Origin of the sequence: Micromonospora taraxaci, from assembly GCF_007830095.1 — a bacterium.
Lineage (GTDB): Bacteria > Actinomycetota > Actinomycetes > Mycobacteriales > Micromonosporaceae > Micromonospora > Micromonospora taraxaci.
The window spans coordinates 5366731-5382659 of the sequence record NZ_VIWZ01000001.1; the positions used below are offsets into that span (position 1 = coordinate 5366731).

15 protein-coding genes are annotated in these 15929 nt (G+C 71.1%); 7 read left to right on the top strand and 8 right to left on the bottom strand.

Features of this window, described 5'->3' with window-relative positions; all coding sequences use genetic code 11:
• Positions 1-7: 7 nt before the first annotated feature.
• Both FHU34_RS24245 and FHU34_RS24250 read right to left on the bottom strand, forming a co-directional pair.
• Positions 8-1198: a low temperature requirement protein A gene (locus FHU34_RS24245; RefSeq protein ID WP_145784372.1), complete on the bottom strand. Its 1191-nt coding sequence runs from the start codon at positions 1196-1198 to the stop codon at positions 8-10.
• Between the two features lie 90 nt (positions 1199-1288).
• Positions 1289-2230, bottom strand: a complete 942-nt coding sequence (locus tag FHU34_RS24250; RefSeq protein WP_145784374.1) for an SDR family NAD(P)-dependent oxidoreductase — start codon at positions 2228-2230, stop codon at positions 1289-1291.
• Between the two features lie 131 nt (positions 2231-2361).
• Between FHU34_RS24250 and FHU34_RS24255 the strand changes: the two genes are divergently transcribed.
• Positions 2362-3183, top strand: coding sequence for a helix-turn-helix transcriptional regulator (locus FHU34_RS24255; RefSeq protein WP_244311815.1), 822 nt, complete (start codon positions 2362-2364; stop codon positions 3181-3183).
• Here FHU34_RS24255 and FHU34_RS24260 read toward each other — a convergent pair.
• The 3 genes from FHU34_RS24260 to FHU34_RS24270 all read right to left on the bottom strand — a co-directional run bounded on the left by FHU34_RS24260 (position 3180) and on the right by FHU34_RS24270 (position 6352).
• Positions 3180-3947: a TetR/AcrR family transcriptional regulator gene (locus FHU34_RS24260; RefSeq protein WP_145784378.1), complete on the bottom strand. Its 768-nt coding sequence runs from the start codon at positions 3945-3947 to the stop codon at positions 3180-3182. The two genes, FHU34_RS24255 and FHU34_RS24260, sit on opposite strands and share 4 nt — an antisense overlap.
• 81 nt (positions 3948-4028) lie before the next feature.
• A complete protein-coding gene (locus tag FHU34_RS24265) occupies positions 4029-5663 on the bottom strand; it encodes an MFS transporter (RefSeq protein ID WP_145784382.1) in 1635 nt (544 codons plus the stop codon).
• The gene (locus FHU34_RS24270; RefSeq protein ID WP_145784384.1) at positions 5657-6352 is read right to left on the bottom strand and encodes an SDR family NAD(P)-dependent oxidoreductase; all 696 of its coding nucleotides are present in this window, start codon (positions 6350-6352) and stop codon (positions 5657-5659) included. Before FHU34_RS24270 ends, FHU34_RS24265 begins: the two co-directional genes overlap by 7 nt.
• Positions 6353-6514: 162 nt before the next feature.
• On the opposite strand from FHU34_RS24270, the gene FHU34_RS24275 reads away from it, so the two are divergent.
• The 5 genes from FHU34_RS24275 (at position 6515) to FHU34_RS24295 (ending at position 11722) form a co-directional block, all read left to right on the top strand.
• Positions 6515-7807 (top strand): sensor histidine kinase, encoded by a 1293-nt coding sequence (locus FHU34_RS24275; RefSeq protein WP_145784387.1) that lies wholly within the window; start codon positions 6515-6517, stop codon positions 7805-7807.
• A complete protein-coding gene (locus FHU34_RS24280; RefSeq protein WP_145784390.1) occupies positions 7795-8460 on the top strand; it encodes a response regulator transcription factor in 666 nt (221 codons plus the stop codon). The genes FHU34_RS24275 and FHU34_RS24280 overlap by 13 nt, the downstream gene beginning before the upstream one ends.
• A gap of 103 nt (positions 8461-8563) precedes the next feature.
• On the top strand, positions 8564-9625 hold the full coding sequence (locus tag FHU34_RS24285; protein ID WP_145784392.1) for a Gfo/Idh/MocA family oxidoreductase: 1062 nt from the start codon (positions 8564-8566) through the stop codon (positions 9623-9625).
• A gap of 209 nt (positions 9626-9834) precedes the next feature.
• Complete coding sequence (locus FHU34_RS24290; protein ID WP_145784394.1) at positions 9835-10383, top strand: DUF1062 domain-containing protein; 549 nt, start codon at positions 9835-9837, stop codon at positions 10381-10383.
• A gap of 223 nt (positions 10384-10606) precedes the next feature.
• Entirely contained in the window at positions 10607-11722 is a 1116-nt protein-coding gene (locus tag FHU34_RS24295) for an acyltransferase family protein (protein ID WP_167524893.1), read from the top strand.
• Positions 11723-11733: 11 nt separating this feature from the next.
• On the opposite strand, the gene FHU34_RS24300 is transcribed toward FHU34_RS24295, so the two are convergent.
• From FHU34_RS24300 to FHU34_RS24310, 3 genes are all read right to left on the bottom strand, one after another.
• The gene (locus tag FHU34_RS24300; RefSeq protein WP_145784398.1) at positions 11734-11913 is read right to left on the bottom strand and encodes a hypothetical protein; all 180 of its coding nucleotides are present in this window, start codon (positions 11911-11913) and stop codon (positions 11734-11736) included.
• A 260-nt stretch (positions 11914-12173) separates the two neighbouring features.
• Positions 12174-12395 (bottom strand): hypothetical protein, encoded by a 222-nt coding sequence (locus tag FHU34_RS24305; RefSeq protein WP_030335934.1) that lies wholly within the window; start codon positions 12393-12395, stop codon positions 12174-12176.
• 177 nt (positions 12396-12572) lie between these two features.
• Positions 12573-13661, bottom strand: coding sequence for a PIN domain-containing protein (locus FHU34_RS24310; RefSeq protein ID WP_145784401.1), 1089 nt, complete (start codon positions 13659-13661; stop codon positions 12573-12575).
• A gap of 219 nt (positions 13662-13880) precedes the next feature.
• On the opposite strand from FHU34_RS24310, the gene FHU34_RS24315 reads away from it, so the two are divergent.
• Entirely contained in the window at positions 13881-15917 is a 2037-nt protein-coding gene (locus FHU34_RS24315; RefSeq protein ID WP_145784403.1) for a glycosyl hydrolase family 28-related protein, read from the top strand.
• Positions 15918-15929 lie beyond the last annotated feature (12 nt).

Here is a 15929-nt window from a genome sequence, read left to right on the forward strand (position 1 = left end):
CGCGCGGCTACCGGTCCGGCCGGCTGGCCGCGTCGTACCGTTGCGCCGTCCGCCACAGTATGGGCATCGCGTCGACCAGGACGATCAGCAGCAACACCCCGGCGATTACCGCGCTGCTGACGAGCTGCGTGAGTTTCCAGGTCGCCAGCCCGGCCACGATGATCGCCGGCACACCGATCAGTCGCGCCCAGGGCAGACCGCCGTCGACAGCGGCCGCGAGCAGGATCCGGGCGGTGAGGAACAGCGCCGGGCCGATCACGCCGACGGCCAACTGTCCGTTGTCACGGCCACCCGGGTCATCGATCGTCATCTCCATCGCGACCGAGGTAGCCAGGACCCCGGCGATCATGACCAGGTGCAGGTAGCCGGCCATGAGCGCCAGCATGCTGCCCGGCGGCCCGGCCGCCACGACGGCGGCGCCCAACCGCGTGCCGGCGGGCACCAGGTAGAGCCGGGCGAGAGCCACCGCGGTCACGAACGCCAGGGCGAACGCCACTGTGCTCTCCCGGTCCATGCCGGAGCCGCTGTACGTCACGCCGGCGATCAGGATCAGCTCACCCAACGCGATGATGAAGATCTGCTGGTAGCGCTCGGAGAGGTGATCTCCGTTCACCTGAAGCTCCGGCCAGGTGCTGCGCCCGAGCCACGGGAAGGGCCAGCGCAGCCGTGCGAGGGCGTACTCCAGCAGCAGGGCGAGCGCCCAGAGGATCTCCCTAGCCGGGGCGACGAACGCCCCGACGATCCAGAGCACGCCGGAGATCGCGAACCAGATCGCCACCCGCGCGCTGCGCGACTGCAGCCGATGCCCCCGCAGCGCCGGGAGCAACAGCGCGCCCCGGCCCAGGTGGATGGCGACGTAGGCGACGGCGAACACCAGGGCGTGGGAGTCGAACGCGGTGGGCACGGCGGCGGCCATCAGCAGACCGCCGAACATCACCCAGAGCAGGAGTACGACGATCAGCGGGGCACGAGGGTCGAACCAGTCCGCCGACCACGCGGTCACGAACCACACCCACCAGAGCGCCGCCAACAGGATCAACACCCGGAAGCCGCCGCCCATGCTGAGGTCGTCGAGCAACACCCGGGACAGCCGGGTCAGCGCGAAGATGAACGCCAGGTCGAAGAAGAGTTCCAGGAACGACGTCCGGCGGGGATTCTCACGGCGCTGGAGCAGCCGGTTGGCAAGCCCGTTCGTCATCGCCCGCCTTCCCTGACGTCAACTGCCGCCCCAGTCGTACCACCTGGGCAGCCGGGCTCGGGCGCGTTCTCCCAGGCCCGGCCCTCGTCCTCAGCGGCCGCTGGAGACGGCGGCCTGGGACATCAGGTCCGACGCCACGTCCCAGAGCCGCTCGGCGTTGCCCGGGTCGACCGCGTACGCGGCCACACCGGTGTAGTCGGCTGGCCGCTCGGTGACGACCGCGGCCTCGGCACAGTCCTCGAAGTAGCGACCGCCGATGCCGTCGAGCAGCGGGGATGCGGCGAGCAGCACCGAGGTCGCGGCACCCTGCTGCGGGGTCTTCTGCCGCTCCTTCGGGGTCCGCAGCCCACCGGTGTGCTTCTGCAGGCCGGTGGCGATGGCTCCGGGGTTCAACGCGTTGGCGTAGATGCCCTCGCCGGACCAGCGGCGCGTCGCCTCGACGGCGAGCAACGCCTCGGCGCTCTTGGACTGCCCGTACGCCAGCAACGGGTCGTACGGGCGGAACGCGAAGTGCAGATCATCGAAGATCACGGGGGAGAACAGGTTGCCGCTGGAGCTGACCGACACGACCCGGGCGCCTCCGGCGGCGGCGAGCGCGCCGTGCAGGCCGACGGTCAACGCGAAGTGCCCCATGAAGTTGGTGGCGAACTGCATCTCCCAGCCCTCGGCGGTGCGCTCCAACTCCGGCAGCGCCATGATCCCGGCGTTGTTGACCAGGATGTGCAGCGGCTGGTCCCAGTCGGCGACGAATCGGCGTACCGAATCCTGGTCGGCCAGGTCCAATTCGCGGACGGTGACCCGGTCCGCGCCAATACTGGCCGCGATGTCGGCCGCGGCCTGCTCACCGGCGGCGACCCGGCGGACCCCGAGCACCACCTCGGCGCCGGCGGCGGCCAGCGAGCGGGCGGTCTCGACGCCGATCCCGGCGGCCCCTCCGGTGATGACGGCCCGCCTGCCGGTCAGGTCGACCCCGGCGACGACCTCGTCGGCGGTCGAGGCGAAACCAAACGGGGTCACAATTCGCTCAGTCATCTCTGTCCCATCTTCCGATCACGCTTATGCCAGCCACTGTCACCCAACCAGCGGGCGATGTCCGGGTCCTGGTTTTCCTGGTAGTGGCAGGACCAGGATGGGCGGCCGGTCGCCGCTCCTACGATGGGCTGGTGAGCACGGCCGGCCCGCTCGGTGAGTACCTGCGTGCCAGGCGCGAGCTGATCGGGCCGGGCGACGTCGGGCTGCCCGCGCACGGCCGTCGCCGGGTGCCCGGCCTGCGTCGTGAGGAGGCGGCCCTGCTCGCCGGCATCAGCGCCGACTACTACCTGCGGTTGGAGCAGGGCCGGGACCGGCACCCGTCGGCGCAGGTGCTCGACGCGCTGGCCCGCGCGCTGCTGCTGGACGCGGAGGCCACGGCGCATCTGCACCGCCTCGGCGCACCGGTCCCGGCCCGCCGCCCGGCGCGACGGCCGGAGCGGGTGCCGGCGGGAGTCCGGCAGTTGGTCGGGTCGTGGACCGAGACACCCGCGTTCGTGCACGGTCGGTATCTGGACGTGCTCTTCGCCAATCCCCTGGCGACCGCTTTGGCACCCATCTTCACCGCCGGGGTGAACCTGCTGCGCGCGGTCTTCCTGGACCCGAGCGTGCCGGCGCTCTACCCCGCCCTCACGGCGGTCGCGGCGAACGCGGTGGCCGGACTGCGCGCGCAGGTCGGCACCGAGACGGACGACCCCCGGCTCACCGAGCTGGTCGACGAGCTGACGGCCGGCAGCGAACGGTTTCGCCGGTTGTGGGCTCGACACGACGTCAGCGCCCGCGCCGGCGGTGGATTGCGGGTGTTCCACCATCCGCAGGTGGGCGAGTTGGAGTTGCGCTACGAGAAGTTCACGATCAGCGGCACCACCCAGTCGCTTGTCGTCTACCACGCCGAGCCGGGCAGCGCGTCGGCGCGCACCCTGGCCCGGCTGGCAGTGCCAGCGGTGCCGGGTTAGCCGGCGGTCGCCCGCTCGGCGACCACCACCGAGATCCCGTCGAGGACGCGTTGCAGACCGAACTCGAAGGCGTACTCCGGGCCGTACGCGGCGCCGTGCTGCTGGCCTGCGGCGGTGCCGACCCGGGAGGCGGTCGGGTACGCGTCCGCCGTCATGAACGTCTCCAGCCAGGGCGCGTGCGACTGCCACCACTGGCCGTCGGTCATACCGGTCTCGCGTTCCAGGTCGACCACCTCGGAGGCGGCCCGTGCCGCGCTCTTCACGTGGCCGAGCACCAGGGTGAGCACCGCGTCCATCTCGACGTCGCTGAGCCCGATGTCGGCGACCGCGCCGAGCTCGTAGTCGTACTTCGCGACCAGGTGCGGGCCGAGCACCGGTCGGGTCGTCTCGGCCCGCAGCATCCAGGGATGCCGCTGGTAGAGCGCCAGGTTGTCGCGCGCGATCCGTTCCAGCCGGGCCCGCCAGTCGCCCTCGACGGTGGGGCGCGGCATCTCGCCGTACGCGCTGTCGATCATGACGGCGACGAGTTCGGCCTTACCCGGCACGTAGGTGTAGACCGACATGGTGCCGACACCCAGCGCCTCGCCGACCCGACGCATTGTCAACGCGTCGAGACCCTCCGCGTCGGCGATGTCGATCGCGGCCCGAACGATCCGATCGACGCTGAGCCCGGGCCCCGCGCTGCGGCTGGCCGGCTCCGTGGTGCGCCAGAGGATGGCCAGGCTCCGGGCCGGGTCCGCAGTCGCCTTACGCTCACTCGCCATGGTGCGGTCATCCTAACAACGCGGGCGTACGCCGTACGCCGCGCCGCTGGCGCGCGCTCGCACCCTGCCGCCGAGGTCCGGTCACACGGCCTCGCGGTCGTCGGACAGTGCCGGGCCGGCGGCGGCGGGCACCAGGTGTCGTACGTCCGGTTCGCCGTCGGTCAGCTCCCGGGCCCGTTCCTCGGTCGCGCGGTCCTCGCCCGTCAACCGGCCGCCGTGCTGGCGCAGGTGTTCGTCCCAGGACGGCACCAGGTACACCTCAACGAACCGGTCTGTCGTCTCCGCCGGCCGGAACAGCCCCCAACGCATCGCGCCGGTGCGCTGGCGCGCGCCGCGTACCAGGTCCATAGCCGCCAGGAACGGCTCGGTCCGCTCCGGCCGCACGGTGTACTGCACCATGACCAGCACCGGCCCCACCCCCGGATCCGGCTCGTGCGCCAGGTGCAGTTGGGGCCAGTAGGCGGCCGGTTCCCGGTTCACCGCCCGCAGGTTCGGCAAGGGCCAGATCCGACTCGTCACGGTGCCGACGAACATCAGCGCCGCCGCCGCGAGGTAGGCGATAGCCAACCCGGCCATGTCGGCCACGAGCCCCCAGATGAGCGCGCCGACCGCCTGCCCGCCGGCGAAACAGACCTGGTAGACGGCCAGACCTCTGGCCCGTACCCAACTGGGCAGGAAGAGCTGCATCTCGGCGTTGACGTTGGCCAGCACCGTCACCCAGGCCATCCCGGCGGGCAGCAGGGCGAGCAGCACCAGTGGCACCGCGTCCACGGTGCCGACCACGGTCAGCGCCACGGTGAACAGCGCCCCGGCGGTCAGCAGGAGCTGGTTGGCCGACAGGCGGGTGCGGATCACCGCCAGCAACACGCCACCCGCGATGGCACCCACGCCGAGGGCGGCCAACAGCAGCCCGTACCCGCCGGAGCCCAACCCCAGTCGCCGGCTGGCCACCAGCGGCAGCAACGCCCACAGCGAGCTGGCCGGCACGACGAAGACCAGCGCGCGGCGCAACAGCCGGCGCACGGTCGGCGAGTGGCGTACGTAGCGGCTCCCTGCGCGCAACGCGGCGGCGAACCGCTCGGGCACCTCGACCGCGCGGGCGTCGCCGGGCCGCCAGCGCCACAACGCGTACGTGAACACTCCGAACGCGATGGCGTTGAGGCCGAAGACCGGGGCTACACCGGTGCGGGCGATCAGCACGCCGGCCACGGCCGGCCCGACGGCCCGCGCCACGTTCACGCTGATCGAACCGAGCGCGGACGCCGACCGCAGCTGGTCCTGTGGCACCAGCTCCGGGATCACCGCAGCCCAGGCCGGCAGGGTGAGCGCCTGCCCGACCCCGAACGCGAAGGTGAGGGTGAGCAGCAGCGCCGGGGGCATCCGGTTGGTCAGGGTGAGCAGCGTCAACAACACCGCCACCGCCACCAGGAACAGCTGCACGGCGATCAGCAGGTGCCGGCGGTCGAAGCTGTCCGCCAGTACACCGGCGGGCAACGCCAGCAGCAGCACCGGCAGCAGGCTCGCGGTCTGGACCAGCGCGACCAGTGTGGATGCGTTGGAGTGGTGGATCAGCAGCCACTGCGCACCGACGGTCTGCATCCAGGTACCGATGTTGGCGATGAGCAGGGCCAGCCACAGGTTGCGGTAGACCGCGGTCCGCAGCGGCGCCCACGCCGAGGCCGGACGGTCGTCGGGTCCGGCTGCGGCCGTCACCACCGCCCGTCCGCGCGCAGCACGCGCTCACCGGAGACGTAGAGGTCGTCGGGTTCGAGCAGCAGTAACCGGACGACCTCGGTGGCGACCTGTTCCGGCATGGCGTACACCTCGTCCAGGAACTCGGCCCCCACCCGTTCCTGTAGCCGCGTCGGCATCGGCCCGGGATGCAGCTGCATCACCTTGACCCGGTTGCTGTGCTGGGCCTCGGCCAGCGAATCGACCAGGCTGCTGCCGTAGCTCTTGGTGGCCCGGTAGACGGGGATACCGGGCCGAGGGGCCGCCAGAGCCAGCGCGCCGATGTACACGACGTTGCCGTGGCCCTGTCGGTGCAGGTGCCCCACCGCCTCCCGCAGGAGGTACGTGATACCCAAAACGTTGATCTCCACGGCCCGGCGGATGTGCTCCACCGACAGGTCCGCCAGCTCGCCGCCCGCCCACATCGACGCGCAGGCCGCCACTCCGTCGATCGTGCCGTAGCGCTGCACCACCTCGGCGAAGCCCTCACTGACCTGTTCGTACGAGGAGATGTCGCAGACCGCGCCGTCGCACCCCAGCTCGTCGGCTGTCGCGGCGACCTCGGACGCCTCGTCGCCGAACACCACGACCCGGTGTTCGTCGACCAGCAACCGGGCCACCGCGAGGCCGAGCCCACTGGTACCACCTACCACCACGAAGGTTCTGGCACCCATGTCTCTCCAGCCGCCGTCGGCGCAGGTCACGCGGACCGCATGACGTCGCGTTCTTCCCGTTTCCGAGCCCCGCACACCCGTTGGTCGGTAGTGCTGGACCTACCCCGGAGAGTGGATCTGGACGGCTGGGGCGGCCGTTCGCCCACGATTAGCGTCTGTGGCATGACCCCGGAACGTCCTTCCCACCTGGCCGAGGCGCTGCGCCGCCGCGACTGGCTGGTCTCCGCCTGGCCCTGGCGAGCGCTGGCCTACCTGGTCAGCACCGTGCCGATCGCGGGCGTGCTCGCCGTCGGGCTCCTCGTCATCGGCGCGCCCCTGCTCGCCGCCGTCAACGGGCTGCTGCTGCACGACCGCCCGCCGGGCGTCCCGCTCATGCTGTTCCTGGCGGTCGGCAGCCTCACCGTGCTGGCGCTGGCGCCGATCGTCAGCTTCCCGGTGGCCGCCGTCGAGCGGTGGCGACTGCGCCTCGTGGACGGCCGCCCGTTGCCTCCGTCGCCGTGGCCGGGCCTGGTCGCCCGCTACCGCACCGCCGCCGGATGGCGGGAGGTGGCGTACCTGTTCTGGCTGGGCGGGGTCACCCCGATCACGTACTGGGTGTTCCTTCTGCTGCTGGTGTTCGACCTCGGGCTGATCACCAGCCCCTGGCTGGCCGGCGACCCGAACGAGCCGGTGGTGATCTGGCAGCCGATCGAGACCACCGGTGAGGCCGTCCCGTACGCGATAGTGGGTGTGCTGCTCCTGCCGGTCCTCTGCTACTCGGCCGGTCTGTTCACCGCCGTCCAGGCCACCGTGGCCCGCTGGGCGCTGGCCTGGCCGGTCGATGCGGCGGCGTTGCGCGAGGTCGCCCGTTCCCGTACCCGCCTGGTCAGCGCCTACGAGGCCGAGCGACGCCGGATCGAGCGCGACCTGCACGACGGGGCACAGCCCCGGCTGACCAGCCTCACCCTCCAGCTCGGCCTGGCCCGGCTGGACGTACCCGAGGACTCCCCCGCCGCCCGGCCCCTCGCCGTGGCGCACGACCAGGCCCGGGGCCTGATGGTGATGCTGCGGCAACTGGTGCACGGCATCCGCCCGCAGAGCCTCACCGACCTCGGCCTGGCCGGCGCCGCGCAGGAGTTGGCCGACGCGTCCACAGTCGCTGTCACCGTCCGCGCCGACCTCGACGGCGAGCTACCGGAGATCGTCGAGACCACCGCGTACTTCGTGGTGTCCGAGGCGCTGGGCAACGTGGTCCGGCACTCCGGGGCGACCCACGCGGACGTTCGCCTCACCCGGACCGGCGGCGACCTGGTGGTCGAGGTGTCCGACGACGGTCGAGGCGGCGCCGACCCGAGCCTGGGTACGGGCCTGACCGGTCTCGCCGACCGGGTCGCCGCCGTGGACGGCCGGCTCCTGCTGTCCAGCCCGCCCGGTGGGCCTACCCTGATCCGGGTGGAGCTGCCGTGCCGTCGCTGACCAGGGTGGTGCTCGCCGAGGACGAGGTGCTGCTGCGGGAGGGCCTGGTCGGGTTGCTGACCCGCTTCGACTTCACGGTCTGCGCCGCCGTCGGCTCCGCGCCGGAACTGCTGGACGCTGCCCGCGAGCACGAACCGGACCTCGTGCTGACCGACATCCGGATGCCACCGGGCCGCCGCGACGACGGGTTGCGCGCGGCCGTCGCGTTACGCGCCGAGCGACAGCACCTTCCGGTCGTGGTGCTCAGTCAGTACGTGCAGACGGGGTACGCGGCGGCGCTGCTGGACAGCGGCGACGGCCAGCGGGTGGGCTACCTGCTCAAGGACCGGGTGGCCGAGGTCACCGAGTTCGTCGACACGCTGCGTCGGGTCACGGCCGGCGGCACGGCGATCGACCCGGACGTGGTCCGGCAACTCCTGCACCGTCCGCGCGATCCGCTCGCCGCGCTCTCCGCTCGGGAACGCGAGGTGCTGACGCTGCTGGCCGAGGGCCGGTCGAACGCGTCGATCGCCTCCCGGCTGCACGTCACCGAGGCGGCGGTGGGCAAGCACGTCGGCAACATCCTGCTGAAGCTCGACCTGCCTCCGAGCGACGACACCAACCGTCGGGTGCTCGCGGTCCTCACCTACCTTCGGGCCGACCCAACGGCCTGACCAGCACCGGGTCGAGATCACGCCGGCCCGCTCGGGGCGTAGATTCTCCTCCGCGGTACCGCCGCCGCATCGGGGCGCGGACCAGGAAGATGGGGGCACGGGCATGGCGGAGGCGCTGCGGGTTGGTCTGCTGGGGTACGGGTTGGCGGGTCGGGTGTTCCACGCACCGCTGATCGCCGCGACGCCCGGGCTGCGGCTCGATGCCATCGTGACCCGGGATCCCGAGCGGCGTGAGCAGGCCGGGCAGCTCTTCCCGGATGCCCGCCTGGTGGACGACGCCGACGAGTTCTGGCGTACCCCTGATGATCTCGACCTGGTCGTGGTGGCGACGCCGAACCGGCTCCATGTGCCGATGGCGCGGGCGGCGCTCGCGGCCGGGCTGCCGGTCGTGGTGGACAAGCCGTTGGCCGCGACGGCCCCGGAGGGCCGCGCGCTCGTCGACGAGGCGACCGAGCGTGGGGTGCCGTTGACGGTGTTCCAGAACCGGCGCTGGGATGGTGACTTCCTGACCGCCCGCCGCCTGGTGGAGCAGGGCGAGTTGGGGCGGGTGCTGCGCTTCGAGTCCCGGTTCGAGCGTTTCCGTCCGACGATCAAGCCGGGCTGGCGGGAGCTGGCCGGTCCCGAGGAGGCCGGCGGCGCTCTCTTCGACCTGGGCGCGCACCTCGTCGACCAGGCGGTGCAGCTCTTCGGCCGGGTCGACCGCGTCTATGCGGAGGTGGACCGTCGCCGCGCCGGCGCGGCCGTCGACGACGACGCCTTCGTGGCGTTGACCCACGCCAACGGGGTGCACTCGCACCTGTGGATGGGCGCGATGACCGCCCAGCTCGGGCCCCGCCTGCGGGTGCTGGGCGACCGGGCCGGCTACACGACGTACGGGCTGGACGTGCAGGAGGCGGCGCTGCACGCCGGCGGCCGGCCGGACCAGCCCGGCTGGGGCGAGGTCCCGCCGGAGCGGTACGGCATGCTCGGCGTCGACGGTGACCTGCGGACGGTGACCACCCAGCCCGGGTCGTACCAGAGCTTCTACGCGCAGGTCGCGGCGGCGTTGCGCGACGGCACGCCGATGCCGGTGGACCCACGGGACTCGGTCGCCACCGTCGAGTTGATCGAGCTGGCGCACCGTTCGGCGGCCGAGGGCGTGGTGCTGCCGGTCCCGACCGCCTGACGTCGCCGGGCGACCTGGAGGCGCGCGCGAAAACCGGTGGAGCGGCGGCGTCGTCCGCCGTTACCGTGCTGCGCAACCAGGTCGTCTAGGCAAGGACGTGCCGTTGTACACCCTGTGAGATTTCCCGAGCGCTGATCTGTCGCGCGTCGCGCCCTGTGCGCCGCGCTCCTTCTTGCTGCGGACTTTCTCACTGGAACCGGTGTACTTCTGTGCTCATCACCTGGGCCGTCGTGCCCACCTGCCTGCCCCTCGTCCGCCGTCGCTGCCACGCCTGCGCGTCGCGGCGACTGCGGCCGAGCGGCAGGTTCCGCGTCAACGCCAATCACAAACTCATCGACGTCTGGCTCCTCGCGCTCTGCACCGCCTGCGGGGTCACGGCGAAGCTCACCGTCCTGGAGCGGATGACGGTACGCGCCATCCGCCCGGAGGTGCTGGACCGGCTGCACGACAACGACAGCGGGCTGACCGCTGAACTGCTCCAGGACCCGATCGTGCAGCGCCGTAACCGATTCGACCTCGACTGGACCGACGCCTGGCGTCTGGACACCGACGGATCGGATCACCTCGACCACGACGTGATCGACGTGGTCGTCCGCTTCGCGGCACGGATCCCGGTCCGGCCGGTACGACTGATCGCCGACGGTTGTGGTCTGTCGCGCGGCGAGGTCGATCGACTGATCCGGGAAGGGAGGATCGTCTCGGCGGTCCGGTTGAGCGGCAGGCTCTCCGGCGACTTCACCTTCACGCTCAAACGCTGAACCCTCGTCGAACGACGGGCCTGTCCGGCAGCTACCGGCCGGGCAGGCCCCAGGGCCCGTGTCGACATCTGTGCCAGGGCTTGAGCTGGAGTACGAAGTCATCAATGGACAGAAGACCGATAACCGCCACGAGGCCGGACAAATGTGCAATTCTCCATCGGTGAACGATGTCATGGTCACCAGGTTCGACTCCCCACGGAGCTCACCTGGCTCGAAGGGTCGCGTGGACCACCTCGACGGCATCCGGGGCATCGCCATCCTGGCCGTGTGCGCCGTCCACTGGATCGGCCAGCGGCTCCCCGGCTTCGAGGGCGGCTACATCGGAGTCGACCTCTTCTTCGTCCTCAGCGGCTTCATCATCACCACACTGTTGGTCAAGCGGATGCCGCCGTACGGGGGCTTCCTACGGAACCGCGTACGACGGCTCTACCCACCGCTGGTCGGGGCGCTGGTGGGCATCACCGCGCTGGCCTGGCTCCTGCCTGACAGCGCCCTCTCCCCGGAGACGTCCCTGCGCCACGGTCTCGTGGCCGCGGTCCAGGCCACGTCGCTGTGGGTCACACTGGGGGGCGCCCCGATCGACCCCTTCTCGATGACGTGGTCTCTCTCGGTGGAGTGGTACTTCTACCTGCTCTGGCCTCTGGCGGTGCTGCGGCTCCGCCGCATGCCGGCGGCCCGCGCCACACGCCTCGCGCTGCTGGCCGCCGGGGCTGTCTACCTCGCCGCGGCCGTCCAACCCGGCTGGTGGTTCTACTATGGCCCCCTGGCCCACACCAGTGAATTGCTGGTCGGCGCCGCAATCGCCTTCGCGCTGGCCCAGGGCCGGACACTGAGGCTCCGGATCGGCGGCCGCCCGATCCTGGTGGCCGCGTTCACGTTCGTCGCACTATGGACGGCGTTAGGCAGTGATCCCTACTCGCCGGCCTACCGCCTCGTCGCGCTCCCGCTGACCGTCGGGTGTGCCGTGCTGTTCATCCTCTCCGGCTACGAGGCCCGCCCGGCGGGCCCGGCTCGGCTGCTGTCCTGGCGACCGCTGGTGGCGACCGGACGGATCAGCTACAGCCTCTACCTCTGGCACACCCTCCCCATCGTGCTCCTGAGCAGGAACTGGCTCGGCCTGCCCAGCATTGCGGTCGGCGTGATCGGCATCGGCATCGCCCTGGGAGGCACCGCCCTCAGTTACCACCTGCTGGAACGACCGTTCCTCCGGTCGCGCGGCAACGAGTTGGCAGTGAGTCGCGGGCAGGCCCCGGCCTCGTCCTTCCGCCCCCGCGGCGCGCACCGGCGCGAGCGGGTCACGGCCGGCGTACACGGGCACGGGGCGGTTCCCCGCCCCTGAGCGCGAGGATGTCACTCCTGATGAGGGTTGCCCTCGGAGGGTGCCTCGTCCGGGGCTCGCGCGTCGTCGTCGGTCAGCGCGTCGTCGTCCAGCACGTCGTCCGACGAGGCGGTGAGGTTGGCGAGCCGTCGCTCGGCCTCCCGGACCTCCTCGTCGAGCCTGGGGTTCTCCTCAGCGGGACCCTGCGACATGGGACCTCCATCAGGCGCGACCGGCAGACCTTCGTGTACCCGACCTGAGGGCAGAGACACGAGCCCGTCGCCAAGCCTTGATCGAGTGATGGAAAGTAGCTGAATCCGCTCTGCGGGACCTATTTCTCATCACTTGATCAAGGAGATCGAATATCGGCCGCTGAGCGTCTGGCGGTCCGGTGTACCGAGCGCCGGGCCGGTCGGCGCGCGCGCCGGGCTGGGGGTGCCCGGGAGCGTTGCCGACCCGGCCCGGTGCCGGATCAGCGCTGCTTCAGCTCGCGCCAGGATGGGTGGGTGCCGCGCCAGGCGTCGGCGAGGATGGCCGCCGAGGCCCGGCTGGGGCACTGCTGCACCCGCTCACGACCCGACGCCCCACCGATCTGGGCGCGGACCTCCCAACCCTGCCCGTCAGTACGGATGTACACGTCCCTGCGCCCGCGCGGGGTCGTGTCTCCGTTCCACCAGTGCTCCTCCACCTTCATTCGCCGACCGTATAGCAATTCCCGCGCAGAGGGTACGGCGCAGGTGTGCCCGGACCGGGGCAAGAGCGACAATCCAGGCGTAATTCGGGTCAAGCGTTGACGGTTCGAAACCATAACGGGTGGATTTTTCGCCCCTGACTTGCCAATCAGCGAACCCTCACCCTCACGCAGGCGGGGTCAGGTCTGGGTTGTCAGGAGGTAGTCGTCGGCTTCGGGGCTCCAGCGCAGGTCCAGCACGCCGGCCGTGGCAGCGGCCTTGCAGAACTGGAGGAAGCTGCGGTAGCCGAGCTTCTTCTCGCTGAAGTCGGGGCGGGCCCGGCGTACCTGGTTCTTCAGCCCGGACAACGCCACCGGGTTGCCGCCACTGCCCAGGTCCGCCACGACGCCCCGGAGCAGGCCGAACGCGACCTCCCGGTCACCGTGCTCGGGTAGCGAGACCTCCGGGTCACCCTTGGCCGGACCCTCGGCCAGCTCGACCACGGTGCGCTCGGCGAGGTGGCGCAGCAGTTCGCCGAAGGTGCGGAAACCGTAGTCGGACTCACTGAACGTGGGGTCCTTACGCAGCAGGGTGCGCTTGAGCCGGGACGCGGTGACCTCGCCGTTGGCGCTGCCCTGCAACCCGGCCACCGTCTGGGCGACCAGCACGGCGAGCGTGTCCACGTCCCCCCGGCCGGGCTCCTCGCCGGCGGGTCGGCGGTCCACCTCGGGCTCGGGCTCGGGCTCGGGCGGGCGCTGGTTCGCACCGACCTGGCGGGTGGGACGCGCCCGCTGGCTGCGGGGCGGTGGGATGTCCAGACCCTCCAACCGGTCGTAGTAGAGGAACTCGTCGCAGGCCGGTGGGAGCAGCGCCGACGTGGACCCCTCGACCCCGACGCCGATGACCCGTTTGTTCAGCTCGCGCAGCTTGTGCACCAGCGGCGTGAAGTCGCTGTCCCCGCTGCAGATCACGAAGGTGGAGATGTAGTCGCGCTCGAACGCCAACTCGATGGCGTCGACGGCCATTTTGATGTCCGCGGCGTTCTTCCGGGACGCGCCCATCCGTTGCGGGATCTCGATCAGCTCGACGTGCGACCGGGTGAGCATCCGTCGGTCCTCGTCGAAGTACGACCAGTCGGCGTACGCCCGGCGGACCACCACCCGGCCTCGTTCCGCCAGCGCGTCCGCGATGGGCCGAAAGTCGAAGTCCGCGCCACCACGGTGGTCGCGCGCGCCGAGAGCGAGGTTCTCGTAGTCGAGGAACAGGGCGATCCGGTCTTCTTGATCCACGAGTGTCAGCCTACGCCCGGCGTGAGCTGGTCGAGGCAGACGACGCGCATCACCTCAACTCGACGACCGTCCATTTCTTGCGGCCTGATTGTCGCTTCTTTTCGTTGTTCGCTTGCGACCTTGCAGCGCGGTGTTTAGTGCTGACATCATGACGATCAATGCCGGGCGTCGGGGGCGCCGGGCGAGCCTCCCACCACCATCCACCCAGGAGGGTCACCGATGTTTCGGACCATCATGCCGGCGCGGGGACGCCCCGGCCGTCCGGCCGCCACCGCAGCCGCGCTCGCGGCCGGCCTCACCCTGCTGGTCGTCACCCCCAGCGTGGCCGTCGCCCGACCGACCCTCTCCCCCGGCGCGACGCCCGTCGTCACCCGGGCCGCCCTCGACCCGGCGTTGGTCGCCGGGCGCGGCGCGAACGTCGGCTTCGTCGAGCAGGAGGCCGAGAACGCCCGCACCACCGGCGAGATCATCGGCCCCGACCGGTCCGCCTACACGCTGCCCGCCGAGGCCTCCGGCCGCCGGGCGGTCCGGCTCACCCCCGGGGAGTACGTGGAGTTCGTCCTGCCCAGCGCGGCCAACGGAATCACCGTGCGGTACAGCATCCCGGACGCGCCGCAGGGCGGCGGGATCACCGCGCCGCTACAGGTCGCGGCGAACGGTAAGCACCTGCGCACCATGACGCTCACGTCGCAGTACTCGTGGCTCTACAACCAGTACCCGTTCACCAACGACCCGCAGGCCGGGCTGCTGCACCCGGACTGGTGGATCACCGAGTGCCAGTGCGTGCCGGCGGCCACCACCCCGTACCCGAGCATCACCACGCCGTTCCGTCCCACCCACTTCTACGACGAGCAGCGACTCCTGCTCGGACGCACCTACCGGGCCGGCGACCGGATCCGGCTCACCGCGCCACCCGGCAGCGCGGCCGCCTGGACGGTCATCGACCTGCTCGACTCCGAACTGGTCGCCCCGCCGCGCGTCCGGCTGCTCGCGGCGAACGTGCTGGCCTTCGGGGCCGACCCGACCGGCCGGCGGGACTCCGCCGACGCCCTGGACAAGGCCATCGCCTTCGCCCGGCGCACCCACCTGAAGGTCTACATCCCGCCGGGCACCTACCAGGTCAACCGGCACGTCATCGTCGACGACGTGACCATCGAGGGCGCCGGCAACTGGCACACCATCATCAAGGGCCGCGAGGTCGCCCTGCCCACACCCGCACCGGACGGCTCGGTGCACACCGGCGTCGGGTTCTACGGCCGGGACGCCGCCGACGGCGGCAGCCGCAACGTCCACCTCTCCGGCTTCGCCATCGAGGGAGACGTTCGGGAGCGCATCGACACCGACCAGGTGAACGCGATCGGTGGCGCGATGAGTGACTCGACCATCGACGGGCTCTACCTGCACCACACCAAGGTGGGTGTGTGGTTCGACGGGCCGATGCGCAACGTCCGGGTCACCAACAACATCATCGTCGACCAGATCGCCGACGCGCTCAACTTCCACACCGGAGTGACCGACTCCCTGGTCGCGCACAACTTCGTCCGCAACACCGGTGACGACGGCCTGGCGATGTGGTCGGAGAAGACGGCGAACGCGCGCAACACCTTCGACCACAACACCGTGCAGTCACCGACCCTGGCCAACGGCATCGCCATCTACGGCGGCACCGACACCACCGTGTCGCACAACCTCGTCGCCGACCCGGTCCGCGAGGGCAGCGGCATCCACGCCGGATCCCGCTTCGGCGCGGAGCCGTTCACCGGGCACCTGCGGATCACCAACAACACCACCGCCCGCGCCGGCACGTACGAGCTGAACTGGAACATCGGCCTCGGCGCGATCTGGATCTTCGCGCTGGACCGCAGCATCGACGCGGACATCCAGGTGACCGGCGACGCGTACCTCGACAGCACGTACAACGCGATCATGCTGGTCAGCGACTGGCCGGTGAAGGACCTCTACTCGATCACCAACGTGCAGTTCCGGGACATCCGGGTCGACGGCACCGGCACCTCGGTAGTCAGCGCCCGCGCGGCCGGGTCCGCCTCGTTCGCCAACGTGGACGCCCGCAACGTCGGCGCGGTCGGCGTCAACAACTGCGGGTCGTTCCACTTCACCCCGGCCGGTTCGGAGTTCACGCTGACCGACCTCGGCGGCAACGACGGCGGTTGGCTCGCACCGTGGCTGCTGCCCAACACCATCACCTGCGACGACCGACCGCCCGTGTCGCCGCCCCCGCCTCCGGCGCAGTGGTGAACGCGGTGGGCG

What these genes read in the sequence shown, in the direction of transcription:
- FHU34_RS24245 (WP_145784372.1), bottom strand. Translation starts at nt 1,198, where the DNA reads ATGACGAACGGGCTTGCCAACCGGCTGCTCCAGCGCCGTGAGAATCCC.
- FHU34_RS24250 (WP_145784374.1), bottom strand. Translation starts at nt 2,230, where the DNA reads ATGACTGAGCGAATTGTGACCCCGTTTGGTTTCGCCTCGACCGCCGAC.
- FHU34_RS24260 (WP_145784378.1), bottom strand. Translation starts at nt 3,947, where the DNA reads ATGGCGAGTGAGCGTAAGGCGACTGCGGACCCGGCCCGGAGCCTGGCC.
- FHU34_RS24270 (WP_145784384.1), bottom strand. Translation starts at nt 6,352, where the DNA reads ATGGGTGCCAGAACCTTCGTGGTGGTAGGTGGTACCAGTGGGCTCGGC.
- FHU34_RS24275 (WP_145784387.1), top strand. Translation starts at nt 6,515, where the DNA reads ATGACCCCGGAACGTCCTTCCCACCTGGCCGAGGCGCTGCGCCGCCGC.
- FHU34_RS24285 (WP_145784392.1), top strand. Translation starts at nt 8,564, where the DNA reads ATGGCGGAGGCGCTGCGGGTTGGTCTGCTGGGGTACGGGTTGGCGGGT.
- FHU34_RS24300 (WP_145784398.1), bottom strand. Translation starts at nt 11,913, where the DNA reads ATGTCGCAGGGTCCCGCTGAGGAGAACCCCAGGCTCGACGAGGAGGTC.
- FHU34_RS24305 (WP_030335934.1), bottom strand. Translation starts at nt 12,395, where the DNA reads ATGAAGGTGGAGGAGCACTGGTGGAACGGAGACACGACCCCGCGCGGG.
- FHU34_RS24315 (WP_145784403.1), top strand. Translation starts at nt 13,881, where the DNA reads ATGTTTCGGACCATCATGCCGGCGCGGGGACGCCCCGGCCGTCCGGCC.